Source organism: Xenorhabdus budapestensis, from assembly GCF_017743015.1.
Taxonomy (GTDB): Bacteria; Pseudomonadota; Gammaproteobacteria; order Enterobacterales; family Enterobacteriaceae; genus Xenorhabdus; species Xenorhabdus budapestensis.
Genome location: NZ_CP072455.1, coordinates 1,941,287 through 1,958,242, shown reverse-complemented (window position 1 = coordinate 1,958,242; position 16,956 = coordinate 1,941,287). Strand labels below are relative to the sequence as shown.

The 16,956-nt window shown below is 38.9% G+C and carries 18 protein-coding genes; 6 read left to right on the top strand and 12 right to left on the bottom strand.

Annotation, left to right across the window (positions count from 1 at the left end):
• The first annotated feature begins 86 nt into the window (after positions 1-86).
• A complete protein-coding gene (locus tag HGO23_RS08905; protein ID WP_209028594.1) occupies positions 87-950 on the top strand; it encodes a fructosamine kinase family protein in 864 nt (287 codons plus the stop codon).
• 292 nt (positions 951-1,242) lie between these two features.
• On the opposite strand, the gene HGO23_RS08900 is transcribed toward HGO23_RS08905, so the two are convergent.
• Positions 1,243-1,782: a YniB family protein gene (locus tag HGO23_RS08900; protein ID WP_209028593.1), complete on the bottom strand. Its 540-nt coding sequence runs from the start codon at positions 1,780-1,782 to the stop codon at positions 1,243-1,245.
• A gap of 250 nt (positions 1,783-2,032) precedes the next feature.
• Here HGO23_RS08900 and HGO23_RS08895 point away from each other — a divergent pair, with 250 nt between their 5' ends.
• Together HGO23_RS08895 and HGO23_RS08890 are read left to right on the top strand one after the other, a co-directional pair.
• Positions 2,033-2,626, top strand: a complete 594-nt coding sequence (locus tag HGO23_RS08895) for a metal-dependent hydrolase (protein ID WP_209028592.1) — start codon at positions 2,033-2,035, stop codon at positions 2,624-2,626.
• A 438-nt stretch (positions 2,627-3,064) separates the two neighbouring features.
• On the top strand, positions 3,065-4,453 hold the full coding sequence (locus HGO23_RS08890) for an L-cystine transporter (protein ID WP_209028591.1): 1,389 nt from the start codon (positions 3,065-3,067) through the stop codon (positions 4,451-4,453).
• 218 nt (positions 4,454-4,671) lie between these two features.
• On the opposite strand, the gene htpX is transcribed toward HGO23_RS08890, so the two are convergent.
• The 8 genes from htpX to ftnA all read right to left on the bottom strand — a co-directional run bounded on the left by htpX (position 4,672) and on the right by ftnA (position 12,398).
• Complete coding sequence (gene htpX, locus HGO23_RS08885) at positions 4,672-5,556, bottom strand: protease HtpX (protein ID WP_099134677.1); 885 nt, start codon at positions 5,554-5,556, stop codon at positions 4,672-4,674.
• Positions 5,557-5,752: 196 nt separating this feature from the next.
• Positions 5,753-7,864, bottom strand: coding sequence for a carboxy terminal-processing peptidase (prc, locus tag HGO23_RS08880; RefSeq protein ID WP_209028590.1), 2,112 nt, complete (start codon positions 7,862-7,864; stop codon positions 5,753-5,755).
• A gap of 19 nt (positions 7,865-7,883) precedes the next feature.
• Positions 7,884-8,597 carry an RNA chaperone ProQ gene (gene proQ / locus HGO23_RS08875; RefSeq protein WP_099134679.1) on the bottom strand — a complete coding sequence of 238 codons (714 nt, stop codon included), beginning with the start codon at positions 8,595-8,597 and terminating at the stop codon, positions 7,884-7,886.
• A gap of 95 nt (positions 8,598-8,692) precedes the next feature.
• Complete coding sequence (locus HGO23_RS08870) at positions 8,693-9,190, bottom strand: GAF domain-containing protein (protein WP_099134680.1); 498 nt, start codon at positions 9,188-9,190, stop codon at positions 8,693-8,695.
• A gap of 626 nt (positions 9,191-9,816) precedes the next feature.
• A complete protein-coding gene (locus HGO23_RS08865) occupies positions 9,817-10,188 on the bottom strand; it encodes a YebY family protein (RefSeq protein ID WP_099134681.1) in 372 nt (123 codons plus the stop codon).
• 142 nt (positions 10,189-10,330) lie between these two features.
• Positions 10,331-11,290, bottom strand: a complete 960-nt coding sequence (gene copD, locus HGO23_RS08860; RefSeq protein WP_099134682.1) for a copper homeostasis membrane protein CopD — start codon at positions 11,288-11,290, stop codon at positions 10,331-10,333.
• Positions 11,290-11,676 (bottom strand): CopC domain-containing protein YobA, encoded by a 387-nt coding sequence (gene yobA / locus HGO23_RS08855; protein ID WP_047680240.1) that lies wholly within the window; start codon positions 11,674-11,676, stop codon positions 11,290-11,292. Before yobA ends, copD begins: the two co-directional genes overlap by 1 nt.
• Before the next feature lie 218 nt (positions 11,677-11,894).
• Positions 11,895-12,398: a non-heme ferritin gene (ftnA, locus tag HGO23_RS08850; protein WP_099134683.1), complete on the bottom strand. Its 504-nt coding sequence runs from the start codon at positions 12,396-12,398 to the stop codon at positions 11,895-11,897.
• 311 nt (positions 12,399-12,709) lie between these two features.
• Between ftnA and HGO23_RS08845 the strand changes: the two genes are divergently transcribed.
• The gene (locus HGO23_RS08845; RefSeq protein ID WP_099134903.1) at positions 12,710-12,940 is read left to right on the top strand and encodes a DNA polymerase III subunit theta; all 231 of its coding nucleotides are present in this window, start codon (positions 12,710-12,712) and stop codon (positions 12,938-12,940) included.
• Positions 12,941-12,987: 47 nt separating this feature from the next.
• Here HGO23_RS08845 and pip read toward each other — a convergent pair whose 3' ends face one another.
• The 3 genes from pip to HGO23_RS08830 form a co-directional block, all read right to left on the bottom strand.
• Positions 12,988-13,941 (bottom strand): prolyl aminopeptidase, encoded by a 954-nt coding sequence (gene pip, locus HGO23_RS08840; RefSeq protein ID WP_209028589.1) that lies wholly within the window; start codon positions 13,939-13,941, stop codon positions 12,988-12,990.
• Positions 13,942-14,020: 79 nt separating this feature from the next.
• Complete coding sequence (gene yebF / locus HGO23_RS08835) at positions 14,021-14,392, bottom strand: protein YebF (RefSeq protein WP_209028588.1); 372 nt, start codon at positions 14,390-14,392, stop codon at positions 14,021-14,023.
• Between the two features lie 102 nt (positions 14,393-14,494).
• Positions 14,495-14,677, bottom strand: a complete 183-nt coding sequence (locus HGO23_RS08830; RefSeq protein WP_099134686.1) for a YoaH family protein — start codon at positions 14,675-14,677, stop codon at positions 14,495-14,497.
• Between the two features lie 171 nt (positions 14,678-14,848).
• Between HGO23_RS08830 and pabB the strand changes: the two genes are divergently transcribed.
• Together pabB and HGO23_RS08820 are read left to right on the top strand one after the other, a co-directional pair.
• Positions 14,849-16,219, top strand: coding sequence for an aminodeoxychorismate synthase component 1 (gene pabB, locus HGO23_RS08825; RefSeq protein WP_209028587.1), 1,371 nt, complete (start codon positions 14,849-14,851; stop codon positions 16,217-16,219).
• Complete coding sequence (locus HGO23_RS08820) at positions 16,216-16,785, top strand: CoA pyrophosphatase (RefSeq protein WP_099134688.1); 570 nt, start codon at positions 16,216-16,218, stop codon at positions 16,783-16,785. The genes pabB and HGO23_RS08820 overlap by 4 nt, the downstream gene beginning before the upstream one ends.
• Positions 16,786-16,956: the final 171 nt, after the last annotated feature.

The window sequence follows — 16,956 nt, the reverse complement described above, 5'->3', positions numbered from 1 at the left end:
TTCATTTAAATTCCTTTTTAATCTGTTCAATCGTCGGTTCTGTATGTACTATGAGCATAGTAATTGTCAACTTAATGAGGTGAGTCATGTGGCAAACTGTTAGCCATCTATTAAGTGAACATTTTGGTGAGGCAGAAATCCGCAATCAAACGGAATTATCAGGAGGAGATATTCACCACTCGTGGTCTATTGAGTATGGCGGACAACATATCTTTGTTAAATCCAACACAAAAGAGATGTTGACTGTTTTTAAAACAGAGGCAGAACAGCTGGAATTATTAGCGCGTAGTAAAACAACGCGCGTACCTGAAGTTTACGGTGTTGGGCATGATCGTAGTCATAGTTTTCTTATACTGGAATACCTTCCCATAAAACCATTTGACGCTCACAACGCGTATTGCTTTGGTCAACAACTTGCTAAGCTGCACCAATGGAATGAGCAACCGAAATTCGGTTTTGATTTTGATAATATGCTTGGCACTACGATACAGCCTAATGGGTGGCAAAAACGCTGGGATCAATTTTACGCAGAAAAGCGTATTGGCTGGCAATTACAACTTGCAGCAGACAAGGGAATGGTATTCGGAAATATCGATTCTATTGTCCAAAAAATCGGTGACAAACTGCATTCTCATCAACCTGAGCCATCTTTATTGCATGGTGATTTATGGCCAACAAATTGTGCATCATTAAACAACAATTGTGCCGTAGCGTTTGATCCGGCATGTTATTGGGGAGATCGTGAATGTGACCTTGCTATGCTCCCTTTCTATCCTGAATTGCCTCTGCAAGTTCTTGACGGTTATCAAAGTGTCTGGCCATTACCATCAGACTTTATTGAACGACAACCACTTTATCAACTCTATTATTTACTGAATCGCTGTAATCTTTTTGGTGGCGATAGTTTCATTGCTGCACAAACCATAATCGATAATATATTATCTGAATAATCATTCTGACTATCTACAGAATAAAATAAAATTTTTTCTTTCAAATCTAATCCAATAGTTAAAGTTAATAACTAGATTTTATTCAGTTATTATTTAATTTTTATAAAAATACAAATACAAATAGAAATAAAGCAATTAAATACATAATAAAAATTAATTACATCATATTACCTTCAGTTTACGAGTAATATGTCTACCCAATATCAGAGTGCTATTTTAGTCAGTTTTCAGTTCTATTCTTAGATATATCAGTAAGCTGCGGAGCTAACCACTCTCGCAGCTATCTTATATATTACCAACCTAATAATTTCAATAAAAAATAGGCAATTGCGCCGATAATAATGGGTGATATATAAAGAGTGAATATTTGGCTGAACAATGAATGGCGTGGAAATTTGATTTTAGCTTCCAACTGTTTCTTAGTTACACCGCTATCTTTAGCTTTCTCAAGGATCATATGGTCTTCAATCTGTTCCTTAACGAATTTGAATTGACGGTATATCCTCAAACCAGATGCACTCATTGCCAAACCAACAAACATCAGAAAATAAATAATCAAAAAACTGACATTTGCTCCTGTGATCGTCGCTATGTAGTCTGGAGTTGGAGAATGCTTCCAAAAAAAATCCAAGAATGATGTATTGAATTTGATCATTTCAGCCATCATTCTCAAAAAATCATTCAATACTGCATTAATCCCCTCACCTTTAACCTTATGTTGCCACACTAGGTTAATCACTGAAACTAAAGTTGACAAAAAAGTGGGTACAAAAATAATCCACCCCAACAGCCGCTTCGCAATAGCAACATATCTTGCTTGTTGATACGTCATTAATACTCCTCATGAGTATATACCCAATAGATTTCAAGTTATAACGCGACAGTAAGTGAACGAATCTCCAGAAGCATAGACAGTTATTCTAGACAAAAATCAGTTAAATATTAGTGTCATATGTTAATAAATAAAAGGTTTTTCTTGTTTACCCCCTATTCAACTTATACAAAACCCTCTATACTAGCGAGAACTGTATGTATAAACAGCAATAAATATCAATATAACAAACAACTCAGTATAAATAATTATGACAGCAGAAGGGCATCTTCTCTTTTCGGTTGCCAGCCTTGTATTGGCTCATCAGCTAGAAATTACTCCAGAAATAGCACAGGGAGATTGGTTGCATATGCTTCCTGGTGTGCTTTTGGCTTCTTTACTACCTGATATTGATCATCCACATTCAACGTTAGGCAGGTTATTCCGTTTTATTTCCATTCCTATTGCACGACTTTGTGGGCATCGTGGTTTTACACATAGCCTATTAGCACTAGTTGTTGGCATTATTCTCTTTCAGACCAAAATGCCAGCTGACTGGCCCATACCAACTGACTTTTTCCACGCCATGATCGTAGGCTATATCAGCCATTTGGTTGCAGATATGCTTACGCCAGCAGGTATCCCTCTCTTATGGCCATTAAAAGTGCGTTTCCGGATCCCTATATTAAGGGGAAAAGAGCGCAAAAAAGCGGAACGATTTATAGCCGTTTTGATTGTAGCAATTGCTATTCTCATTCCACAGTACATCGATTTTTCGTTTATGCACTATTTAGACAAACTACCACTCGATAAGCTGTCACTTGATAAGTTAAATATCGATAAATTACAAAATCTATATAAATAACTGAGTTTATTTTTAATCAAACCATAACCCCATTTAAAAGATGGGGTTAACTCACAACATAAGTATTACTTTTTAATTTTTACTTATCATTTTTATCTTCAACGTCGCTACTTTGTTAGTTATGTCCCCTATTTTGATGTAACGATCTGAAATTTATTAATTATATAACACCAGAAAGCCCATATATCACGCGGTAAATCTCTGCATATTGTTACCAAATCTAAACAAGGTGAAAATAAATTACATAAGGACATATAACTAATTGCACTAGCTAGTGATAAATAATTATATTTTATTCTTTTTAATTATAAGAAAGCCAATTCTTATATTGATACCATGCATAGTTAATAGAATATATGGTGCAACTTCTTGTTATAACTTGAAGTAAGCATATTCCATACAAAAAAGTCATATTAGTCAGAATATTGGAGACTGGGGATGAATTTACCACTCGTTATTAATGTGCTGATTTTCGCAGCGTTACTCATATTATTAGCTAAAACGAGTTCAGATCAATGGAGCCTATCCAAGAAAGTTCTTATTGCCCTGATTGTAGGCGTTTTTTTTGGATTGGCATTAAATGTGATTTATGGTGCACACAATCCTATTGTGAAAGAATCAATTAAATGGTTCAACATTGTCGGTAATGGTTATGTACAATTGTTACAGATGGTTGTTATGCCATTGGTTTTTGCCTCTATACTGAGTGCAGTTGCACATCTGCATAAGGCGTCTTCTTTAGGTAAAATCAGCTTCCTGACTATCGGTACTTTACTGCTCACTACCGCCATTTCCGCTTTAATTGCTATTTTTATCGCCAGTATGTTTGGCTTGACCTCTGCTGGGTTAATTCAAGGTACGCAAGAAACTGCGCGTCTGTCGACGATTGAAGCAAACTATATTCATCGGGTTTCAGAGCTGAGTGTGCCGCAATTAATCCTCTCTTTTATTCCTAAAAATCCATTTGCAGATCTCACAGGAGCAAGCCCAACTTCAATTATCAGTGTAGTCATTTTTGCAACATTCCTGGGAATTGCTGCATTACAAATGATAAAAGATGACCGCAAGCGTGGTGAGCAAGCACTTGTTGCCATCGATACTATGCAGGCATGGGCAATGAAACTTGTCAGACTGGTTATGCGCCTCACTCCATACGGTGTAATGGCTTTAATGACTAAAGTTGTTGCCAGCTCCAATATTCACGATATCGCACAATTAGGTAACTTTGTTGTTGCTTCCTACGTCGCTTTAGGTCTGATGTTTGTTGTACACGGCGTCCTTCTAGCATTGACAGGCATTAATCCACTAAAGTTCTTCAAAAAAGCAGGCCCTGTACTGACATTTGCCTTTACCAGCCGTTCAAGCGCTGCCAGCATTCCGTTAAATGTTGAGACACAAAGCCGTCATCTCGGTGTCCCGGAATCTATAGCCAGCTTTTCCGCCTCATTCGGGGCAACTATCGGTCAAAATGGCTGTGCAGGCATTTATCCTGCCATGTTAGCAGTAATGGTTGCTCCAACTGTTGGAATTGATCCTCTTGACCCCCTATGGATAGCCACTCTCATTGGCATCGTGACAGTCGGCTCTGCTGGTGTAGCTGGTGTTGGCGGTGGAGCTACATTTGCTGCGCTTATTGTTCTGCCTGCAATGGGATTACCTGTCACTTTAGTCGCCCTGTTGATCTCTGTTGAACCTCTTATTGATATGGGCCGCACAGCGTTAAACGTCAACGGATCAATGGTAGCTGGCACAATTACCAGCCAATTAATGGGTAAGACTGATAAAAAAACATTCGAACAAGATAAAGTAACATTGCGTCAATCTTAATCAAGATAAACTCATTACTCCCTTCCCTCACCTTTGTATCTCAGTAGCAAAGGTGGGGTTCAAGGTCTTATCCCCTTCCTTTTCCTCTATCCAAACTTTCTCAGTTCAGTTTCATTTCTTATCTGACAAACAGTATCAAAAAAGCCGGAGTTCATCTGAATCCCGGCTTTTACTTTAATTACTTTTTTAATCTTTCATCTAAAAATCAGAGAAGAATGTTACTTTATATACTCACCACTACGCAGAGCTTCAATACGTTTATCTAATGGAGGGTGAGATAAGAATAGCTCGCTGAAGCTTTTAGACTTACCATTAATACAAAACGCCATCATGCTGCCTTCTTCCTGAGGCTCATAACTGGTTTTGAGGCGTTGTAATGCAGCAATCATCTTTTCACGTCCGACAAGTTTCGCTGACCCTGCATCCGCGTGAAATTCACGGTAACGGGAAAACCACATGGTAATAATGCTTGCCAGAATACCAAATACAATCTCCAGGACCATGGAAAGGATCATATAAACAATAGGGTTACCGTTACTGCTGCTTTCGCTCTCATCATCACTGCTGGACAGGAAACTTGCAGCCGCTTGTGCAATGATACGTGAAATAAAGATAACGAATGTGTTTACAATCCCTTGCAATAACGTCATTGTCACCATGTCACCATTAGCAATGTGGCTGATCTCATGAGCAATTACAGCTTCCGCTTCATCACGACTCATGTTATTCAGTAATCCAGTACTAACAGCAACCAAAGAAGCATTACGACGAGCTCCTGTCGCAAATGCGTTAATATCAGGTGCATCATAAATGGCAACCTGTGGCATGGTAATACCAACCTGATCAGACTGGCGACGGACAGTTTCCATCAGCCAAAATTCCATTTCGTTAGACGGCTTTTCAATAACCTGACCACCAACAGAACGTAATGCCATCCATTTCGACATTAACAGAGAAATAAATGCACCACCAAAACCAAACAACCCAGCCATTATCATGAGACCAGCTACACTACTTCGCTGAACTCCTGTGAGTGAAAGTATTATCCCAAACACAACCATAACAGCCAGGTTAGTGAGCAGGAACAAAGCAATTCGCATCATATAAATTGGCTTCCTTTAATAATCAAACAGTTCAACTAAAAGTAAATCATAAGATGGGGGCTGAACTCATATTATTCAATTTTTTTAAGATGTTAAGCGACAGAATCGACATAACTTTACAATATTACATAAGATCCAGTCGGTAATAGAAAAGCCGACTATCAAGCCGACTTTTTATCCATAACACAGTTTGAAATCACTTCGCTTGAGTTATTTCAGCAGGCTGATGAGCTAAATCTAGAGCAATCTGTACCGATTCATCTAAATAGGGATCTGGACCTTTATAATCTTTTGGCAAATCATCAAGTGATGTGAGTGGTTTCTTCCCTTCACGTTTAAAACGCTCATTAATGCGATTTAATTTAATCGCCTCATACTCTTTATTTTCTTTATCTCGCTCTGCATAGTTTAACGAATAAACACCATGACGCGCTTTTAGCACCTTATAATAAGCAATATCCTGATTGATATATCTGAACTCAGGGTCATTGGTGATACGCTGACGATGCAATTTGGTCAATAGTGGTACTAACTCTGAAATTTTCTTTGAAAAATTATAACTTGCCGGTTGAATACTATCCCATGGCAGGGCATTATCTTCCTGGCTTTCACTTATGTCAGAGGGTTCTTCCCCTGTTGGCATCAGAATATCAGGCGTTACACCTTTAAGTTGAGTACTACCACCATTCACCCGATAAAATTTCTGAATAGTATACTGTACTGAGCCAATCTCTGGCCAATCAGGACTTAACATCTGATCATAAATGCGATTCAAAGAACGATATTGTTGGACAGTCCCTTTACCAAAAGTAGGCTCACCAACAACCAATCCACGCCCATAATCTTGCATAGCAGCAGCAAAAATTTCAGATGCTGAAGCACTTCGGTTATCAACTAAAACAACCAAAGGCCCTTTATAATAGATTGCCTCATCAGTATCCGAATCTTCTTTAATCCGACCTGTATTATCTCTAATCTGCACAATCGGCCCCGTTGAGATAAACAAGCCAGAAAGTGAGACAGCTTCTGTTAGCGCACCACCACCATTACCACGTAAATCAATGACAATTGCAGAAACATTTTGTTTCGCTAGTTTTTGCAGTTGTACTTTTACATCATTAGTCAGACCAACATAAAAACTTGGTATATCAAGGATCCCTACCTTCTCTTTACTAGCAGTTTTAACTGACATCTTAACTGCGTTATCTTCAAGACGGATATTTTCACGCGTTAAAGTGATAATGTGATTTTTAGCACCTTTTGTGCTTGGAATAACTTCAAGACGGACTTTACTACCTTTTGGCCCCTTAATCAGAACAACAACATCTTCCAGACGCCAACCAACAACATCTACAATTGGTTTACCAGCTTGCCCCACTCCAATAATTTTATCTCCGACTTTGAGTAAATTACTTTTGGCTGCAGGCCCTCCTGCAACCAATGAGCGGACAGATACATATTCATCATCATACTGCAAAACAGCTCCAATACCTTCAAGAGAAAGGCTCATCTCTGAATTGAACTGTTCCGTATCGCGAGGCGAGAGATAGCTGGTATGCGGATCTATTTCACGAGCAAAAGCCATCATAATTGTTCGAAAAACGTCTTCACTTTTACTCTGAGTTAGGTGTTTCAATAAAGTCCGATAGCGTTTTTTCAGTACTTCCTTGATCTCTTTGTCATTTTTACCTGACAGTTTGAGATTTATCCAATCCGATTTAATCTTGGCATCCCAAAGATTATTTAATTCTTCAATACTCGTAGGCCAAGGTGCTTTATCACGTTCAGTTTCAAGCGTATCGTTGTCATCTAAACTGATAGGCTTTTCCAATCGGGAAAGAGCATATTGATAGCGCTCAAAACGGCGTTTCTGCTGCAAATTAAATAATGCGTATGGAAGATGTAGATCACCATTTTCAAGCTCTTTGCCTAAGAGCCCTTTTTGCGCAGCAAATTGTGCAATATCTGCTGCAAGAAAAACATTGTGCCCATAATCCAGCATATTTAGGTAACGATCAAAAACCTTACCTGAAAAATCAGCATCCAGACTAAAATGGCGATAATGAGAGCGGAGAAAACGGGAAACAATTCGTTTACTCACTGTCGGATGTTGTAGTTCTGGTTTTAGATCGGGTAACTGATTAATAGTAACAGTAAGGGGATTATTTCCTCCTGTTGTACCAACACCAGCTACATCAGAATTAGTGACATTACTATTACGGCTTACACTACCATTAACAGTATTTGCGTGCCCTATATCAGAAAATGACAGCACTAAAACGAAAGCCAAAGTAATGAGTTTGTTCATGCCCAAGTTGGCCTCCGTATCAGAACTTTAAGTGTTCTGCGCGTACAATCATTGCCAAACCAGTAGGTAATTGCACTCTTACACCATCTTTTGCAATTTCCAGCACAGAAGCATCCATGAGGCTTTTCCCTACATTCACTTTGATTGTCTGACCGACTTTCAGAGAGGATACATCCGTTACTGAGGTTAACTCAGGCTGTGCAATTTTTTTGGTAGTTTTATCTGCTGGCTTACATGATTGTTGCAAACGATCTTGCGAACGAAATGGACGCTTGTCATCTTTTTTACCTGCTGATGGGCGACGACGAGGCGCTGCCTTTTTACTCACAGGACGTTCGCTTTTCTTGTCAGATACGTTTTCTGTTTCACGTTTTTTGGCACGTTGTTCAGCTCGTTGAGCTTGTACTCGAGCTTTAGCTTCCGCTAATTGCTGACGCGCATGTTCAATATGCTCAGCTTCCAGTTCACCACACGTATTACCATCAAGATCAACACGCCGGGCTCCTTCTTTAACTCCATAGAGGTAGCGCCAACTGGAAGTATACAAGCGCAGAGCAGAACGGAGCTGTGTTTTACTTAAACACTCTTCGCCCTGAATACGTTCAACGATATCCTGAAAGATCCCGATTTTCAAAGGACGTGCTTCGCCTTCTGCGGCGAAACAAAGCGGGAATCGCTCAGCCAAAAAAGCAATGATTTCTTTACTACTGTTCAACTTAGGTTGATTTTCCATGAAATTTCCTGATTACAACGGTTTTGCCAACCAGCGCAGGCATGAACAGGCGACATTATAATAGTGTTGCTGATAAATGCCACGTCATACATAGGTTAAGTTACATTCTGTTGCAGATATTTTGGCACAACACATTGCCCCAAATGCTCACAAAGCCTGCTGACAAGCGCTTTTAAGCCATGTTCATCATGTTCGTCAAACCGATCAAAAACCGTGCTGTCAATATCCAGAACTCCAATAACTTGTCCATTAATTTCCAAAGGAAGAACAATTTCAGCATTACTGGCAGAATCACAAGCTATATGACCCGGAAAAGCATGTACGTCAGAAATACGCTGGATATGATTCTTTGCTACAGCGGTTCCACATACACCTTTCCCTATAGGAATACGAACACAAGCAATTTTACCTTGGAATGGCCCTAAAACTAGGGTATCACCATCTACCAAGTAAAAGCCAACCCAATTAACATCACCCAAACGTTCATATAACAATGAACTTGTATTTGCAAGAGATGCGATCAAGTTATATTCGCCTGATAATAAAGCTACCAAGCCATCTGATAGTTCCTGATAGAATTCACGTTTGTCCATATACACCTACACAAGAGTCAGAAAAATAACAATTTAATAACAATAAAACAACAACATAGGTTTTTCCAAGGACATCAAACCATTCTGGTAAATCTTCTACTATCCTTATATCCCTGTCCCAGAATACCGCTTGAACCTCAGAATTAAAATTTTCTTTTAATATTTTTACCAGTATTCACTTATGAAATTCAGTTAGTTATCACAGCTTATATTAGAAAATTACCTAATTTGCAGCCAAGATCGTGTCCCTGCTCATATTATTATCAAAACTTCGTTAAAAAAAGAGCATTAGTCACTCGCTATTTGAGCATTTATCTGCCGCCACACTGTGTCTTGAAATTCATAAGGTATATTGAATAGATTATACAAGTTAAGAAAAAGAGGTGATTTTGCGAAAAAAGAGTAAAGTTATTCAGTTCTCATGATAAACATAACAAAAAAAGGCCGAGCATACTCCTCTACTCAGCCTAGGGAAAATGACTCTGTTTAAAGAGCCGTGCACTAAAATGCCATTGAGACGTAGAACAACTTACCTCTTAAAGAGTAGTTGACACATAGTAAATTACCAAGTTTTGTTAATTAGTTAGCTTGTTAATTGACATGCATATTAGCAGTAAAAATTACGGTTATTTTTTACCGCTCGATTTACCGTTACTTGTTTGATCATTGCATAGCACCATAGCTGCTTTCTGAAATGGTTCAATACTCATTTTTTGATTGTGATGTTCAGGATCATCTAAGAGTATTGTACTTAGTGGAGTTGCAATAACTCGGCTATTTTTCATCAGTTCTACTGCGCGATCATTGAGCGGATATTGCATAAGCGTACTAGGATTGATCACAAACAGCGCACCTCCTGAGCGGCAATCAAGCATAACCTCTTCGCGAGAAAAAGCCCATTGTTTCCCGAACTGTAATTTACTGATGGTTTGTATTGGAGCAGCAATCCCTTGGAAAGAGAAAAATAAAAAAGATAAAAACCAAAATACTCGTTTCATCATCATCCTCCTGATAAACATACAAGCTGAATTCTACCGCCCTTTTTCTTGTTTATATACCCATCGTCTTACAAATTGCAGCCTTATTGGTCATAACTTAAAAACCATAGACGTATCTAAGCTCATACCAACTATTCAAGGGTCACACAGGAGACTCTGTCGCAAAGATAGCAACACACAATAGAGCAGCAGTTCCAAGAATGATTTCCAACCAACTGTTCATCATCAGTAATTCATAACGCCCTTTCTGCTTTAATTTGGGCACCAGAATGTAGCGATTGATTAAGGCCAAAAGAACCATAGCTGTAACGAGTATGATTTTCAGCCATAGCATTGATTGATATTCGGAAGCAGGAGCATCAAAAGTTAGCCAACCAGGAATTAAAATGGCACTGCTTACAATTCCTGTAACGATCACCAAAAAAACGGCTACGTGCCCATAGTCAGAAAATCGCCTCATTGCAACTACACTTTCATCATACAAGCTATTCTCCATATTGCAGCTATCTATCTGGTGAAAGGCTGAGTTTGGTTTGGAAATATCTTTTAGCCGCAAGAATTGCAGACATAGTAAAAAAGGCCATAGCCCTCCGAACCAATAGCCTGCACTAAGCAAATGAACAATCTGATTTACCTGAAGCAGCAAACCAAGCTTCCCTTCATACATAGTGACATGACCAATGAAAGCATGACTTGAAAGCAAAACGACAGAACAGCCTAATAATAAGAAATTCTTTGTTTTAGAATCTCCAACATTAGTACGTAAAAAGAATATTCCCCCAACAGCAAGTGCAGCAACCAATAATTGCCATTGCCATACTTTACCAAAAGAAGTTGTTAACACTGCCTGCCATATTTCAAGTTGATAAACGTCGTGCCAGCCATCCCCCATCAACCCTGCCTGTACAATAAACCAGATCATTGAGGTAATAAAAGCCAATACCGTGCTAATCGCCAGGCCGACTCTCAACCGTTTTTTAATCAAAACTAAAAAATGGCCTGAAGCAAGTATGGTAGTAAACAAGCTGAACCCAAACATCAGCATAACTACCACAAAATGCAAGAAACGGCAGAGTACGTATAACGCCTCAAGTGAAATCATTATTTTACAGTAAAGTTGTAAACACCCTTCGTCTTATGACCGTCGACAGAAAGAACACTCCAGTCAACACGATATTCCCCTGCTGCCAGTTTATCCTCTACAGGCAGGATTAGTTTCGTTTTAGTCGCAGGATCAAGTGCTAGCTTACCTGTTTTAATCTCTTTTTTTTCTGGGCCAATTAATTTTACTTTGCTGAATCCAAGTTCAATGCGCTCTGAGAAACTCAGAGTTATAGCTTGTGGTGCAGCTTCCACCGTTGTATTTTCTGCCGGAGTCTGATCTTTCAAGTGAGCATGAGCTAAAGCCTGTTGGCAGGACATACCGACAAACAGAACAACCAAAGCAGACAGATTGCTCCAGAATGAACGGATGTTAAAAATAGACATGATAAATAACCCTTTAATATACAGATGAATTTTTATGCTTAAAGGGGATTTTATAACAAACGATAAATTTAATCCGTGGTGAAAATCCTGACCTGTGAAACACTGCGCAAAAAACAAAAATAGGAGATAAAACAAAAAACCGTAACTCCTGCTTAAAAATAAGCAAAAAACAGGAATTACGGTAAAAATAATGCAGATTAATTTATTTTAGTGCTCTCTTAAGCATGAGCTGGAACCGATAATCCTTTCAAATCTTTATCCAGTAAAAATAAAGACTTACCACTCTCACCCACCATATCCAGTTTATCTAAGATAGATTTGAATAATTTTTCTTCTTCGTGTTGTTCAGCCACATACCACTGTAAGAAGTTAAAAGTAGAGTAATCCTGGGTTGTCATCGCTAAGTGAGCCAGTTTATTGATCTCTTCTGTGATCAGTTTTTCGTGTTCATAGGTTTGATTGAACACATCAGAAATAGAATTAAATTCAACAGGTGGAGCCTGAATAGCACCCAGTACAGGCATTGCTCCTGTATCGCCCAAATAATCAAATAAACGCTGCATATGTTGCATTTCTTCTCCTGAATGGGTTTTCAGAAATGCAGCCGCACCTTCGTAACCTTTCTCACTACACCATGCACTCATTTGTAGGTACAAATTGGCAGAATAAAACTCCAGATTTAATTGCTCATTTAATTTCGTAATCATTTCTTGTTTTAACATTAGCCCACCCTCCTAACATTTTATTAATTGCTGCATATTATGCCTATTAAAAACCAATAAAACAAAGATAAATTTTAAAAAAATAATATATTGATATTTAAGGAATTATTTTTATTTTATAGAAAGAATAAATCTCATTAAATATAAGAAAATAAGAATCAATTTTATTTGATTAAATATTTAATCAAAATGAGAATTGATATTATTAATATTTAAGAGGTGTTTTATTATGCAAATAATGACTTGCCAAATAAAGAAGACTCAATTAATTTTATCTTCTGAAGACACATAGTACTTTTGGAGAGGAAATGATGGAGCATAACTTAGCCAAGTTATCTAAAGATGAGATGGATAAGGTCAATGTTGATCTGGCGGCATCAGGGGTTGCATTTAAAGAGCGCTATAATATGCCTGTCGTTCCAGACACTGTTGAACACACCCAACCACAACACCTGCGGGAATATTTTCAACAACGATTGAACTACTATCGCCAACAATCGAGATATTTTTCTCGCTTACCTTATGAGCCCAAAAACCGTTAAATATGAATAAAAAAGGTAACCACCGCATAAGCGAGTGGTTATCCTACCTATTTCCCAATAAATTTATCAGTTGCATCAATTAATTGATGCAAAATTCCCGGTTCATCAAAAGAATGACCTGCACCTTCTACAATATAAAATTCTGCCTCCGGCCACGATTTCGCCAGATCCCAGGCATTCTGTAACTGGCATGCCATATCATAACGCCCATGAATGATGACTGCTGGAATATGCCTGATAACGTCAATATGATCTAATAACTGCTGTGTCTCATCCATAAAACCGTTATTGATAAAATAATGGTTTTCAATACGTGCAAACGCCAACGCAAACTGTTCTTCTGCGAATGAATCTGCATGCACAGAAGGTAATAGTGTGACAGTTTCCCCTTCCCAAATACTCCATAAACGGGCAGCTTCCAACTGCACTGCGGGGTCATTACTCGTGAGACGTTTGTTGTAAGCCTTTATCATATCAGTACGTTCTTCTTCAGAAAGAAGAGAAAGTGTACGCCCCCACTTTTCCGGAAAAAACCGGGCAGCACCTCCCTGATAATACCATTGCAACTCTTGAGGCCGGAGTAAAAATATTCCCCTTAATACCAATTCTGATACAGAACTCGGATGTTTTTGCGCATAAGCCAGGGATAAAGTTGACCCCCATGAGCCACCAAAAACCAGCCACTTATCAACCCTCATCAGCTTACGTAAGCGTTCAATATCATCAATCAGGTGCCATGTTGTATTATTTTCAAGACTTGCATGAGGTTTGGAACGGCCACAGCCACGTTGATCAAATAACATGACATGATAATGCTCCGGATCGAATAACTGCCGATGATAATTTGCTATTCCTCCTCCGGGCCCTCCGTGGATAAATATCGCAGGTTTACCTTCAGGATTACCGCAAAGCTCCCAGTAAATTTGGTGTCCGTCCCCAGTATCCAGATATCCGGTTTTATATGCGTCATAAGCTGGATAAAGTTTTCGTGGTTCCGTCATAAAAAGCCCTCACTCATTAAATAAAACGGGATACATTTTCAGTATCCCGAATATATTTGAATCTGGCATGGCAATTTGTTTACTTAACTTCACTATAACTGATAGTCTCTTTTTGACAATCAATTGTGACATTGTAACTTTTGTCTTTTTTGGAACCCCGAACAATAAGTGGAACTTGTAACGCATCTTTATCATCAATAATATCATTGACATTTACCCATGCGACGGTTTTTCCTGTGCCCAGTTGTTGTCTGTCTTTATCCCAATGATTAAGTCGATTTTGTAAAAAGTCTCGCTTAACTTGTGCTGCGATTTGATCTTTAGTCAGGTTTTTACAGGAAACAAATTTAGCCACATGATCATTTTCAGCGGCTGACGCAGCAAACGAAAGGAAAAACGCAGCAGCTACACTCAATAACCCAGTACGATGAGCAAATTGATTTGTCTTCATACTTACCTCCTATTACCATCCAATTCATATGGATTAAATGTTGGGTTAAACTAACATGTAATAGAAAGTAATTATGTGAGTTTTGTTTAAAATGCGTTGCTGCTATTTTACATCATCCTCAAATAAAACATGGGTCTGTTCTTTATCCTGATACTTTTCCCGCAGCTCCTGAGCAACAATAGCAATGGCTTCTCCACTTCCCATCCCTTCAGAAATAAGTTGATGGATCCTCTCTACTGCGACCTGCTGCTCTTCATGGGACAACGCTGGCATACCTGAAAACATACCTTTAACCTCAAATATACAACAATAATTAGCGACAAGCTGTGATTATATACCCAATCAATTTTAAGTTGCAGTGTGGCAACCAGTGAACAGGTATACCATTCTATGGTACTCTCCGCACATTAATTTAATCAGTTATTTTTTTATTGCCCAGCCAATACGGGTTCCACCATGAAGATTGCATTACAAAAACGTCAGTTACCTTATTCTCCTAATCTTGCTACCTATTATTTTGCTCCACTCTCTGCCTCGCCCTGGGCAATGTTGTTACACTCAGGTGCAGCCCAACATCCACATAATCGTTTTGACATTCTTGTGGCTGAACCTATTGTGACTCTTGTAACACAAGGGGAATCAACAGAAATCAAAAGTCATGATGCAGTTTCTTATTCGCAAGATGATCCCTTTCTATTACTGAAAAAGCATCTTCATGCCTGTAATTTTACCCCACAATTTGATCCCGACTTGCCATTTCAGGGAGGAGCACTGGGAATCTGGGGATATGATCTCGGACGAAAAATTGAAAAATTACCCACTATGGCCATTAATAAACTGAATTTTCCAGATATGGCGATTGGGATCTACGATTGGTGTCTTATTATTGACCATCATCAGCAAAAAGCGACTTTACTCAGCTACCACGATATTGATAACCGTCTGGCATGGCTAAAATCACACAAAAAAAATCAAGAAACCGATTTTGCTCTCATCAATTCATGGCAATCAAATATGAGTGAACAGCAGTATCATGAAAAAATCGCCCAGATCCACCGTTATCTGCGTGATGGAGATTGCTATCAAGTCAATCTGGCCCAACGTTTTCATGCCGACTACCAAGGTGATGAGTGGCAGGCATTCGAGCAACTGAATGAATGTAACCGTGCCCCTTTTTCGGCTTTTATCCGCTTGCCCGAAAATTGCATCATTAGTGTTTCACCTGAACGATTTTTATTACTGGAAGACAAGAAAATCCAGACCAGACCAATTAAAGGAACATTACCGCGCGCTCAAGATCCGGAAAAAGATCAATTACAAGCTAAAAAATTATCCAATTCCCGAAAAGACCGTGCTGAGAATCTGATGATCGTTGATCTCCTGAGAAATGATATCGGGCGTGTTGCAATGCCAGGATCCGTCAAAGTTCCAGAATTATTTGTCGTGGAACCTTTCCCGGCAGTGCATCATCTCGTCAGTACCATTACAGCCACACTGCCAGATGAATATCACGCGACCGATTTACTACGAGCTTGTTTTCCCGGTGGTTCCATTACTGGTGCCCCAAAAATTCGGGCTATGGAAATTATCGAAGAATTAGAGCCACATCGCAGACATGGATATTGTGGCTCTATTGGCTATATTAGTTTCTGCGGTACAATGGACAGCAATATCACTATACGTACTCTGCTGACAGAAAAAGGAAAAATATACTGCTGGGCTGGTGGTGGTATTGTTGCAGATAGTATTGCGGAAAAAGAGTATCAGGAAACATTCGATAAACTTGGACATATCTTGCCTAAATTAAGGGAACTCCAGCTATCATGACATCTCTTTCTGATTTTATTCATCGGTTTCAATTGCAACTTCCTGTACAACCAAAGTATCTAAGCAATAATCAGCGGAGTGCCGCTGTATTATTGCCAATTATTTGTAAGCCAGAGCCAACACTTTTATTGACTCAACGAGCTAAAAGCTTACGTTCACATGCGGGGCAAGTTGCTTTTCCCGGTGGTGCAGCTGAGCCGGAAGATCATTCATTGATCGCTACGGCTTTGCGTGAAGCAGAAGAAGAAGTCAACATTCCACATCATCAGGTACAAGTTCTGGGGCAACTGACTCCATTGGACAGTAGTGGCGGGTATCGTGTTACACCTGTCGTCGGGTTGGTTTCTCCTCCCTTTTCTTTTCAGGTCAATCCAACAGAAGTAGACAGAGTTTTTGAAATTCCACTTTTTGATGCACTCTCTCTTCCTTGCTATCGATATTTAGATGTTAAACGACGGAATCGACAACATCGGATCTATTTTTACTGGTATCGTGATCAGATGATTTGGGGATTAACCGCTACCATTATTTACCAACTGGCACAACAAGTTCAAAAATCACTCTAGGAATGCTTGCGAAGAGCTATAGATTTGCTTGTTTATTATCCAAAATCATATCAATAGCTATTATAATTAAAAAAAAACTGTAAACTCCTTTATCAACACCACTAAATAACAGTAAAGTAACGCGCTTTAATTATAAATATACTATATATCTTTCTTCTCTAAGGAGTCTGG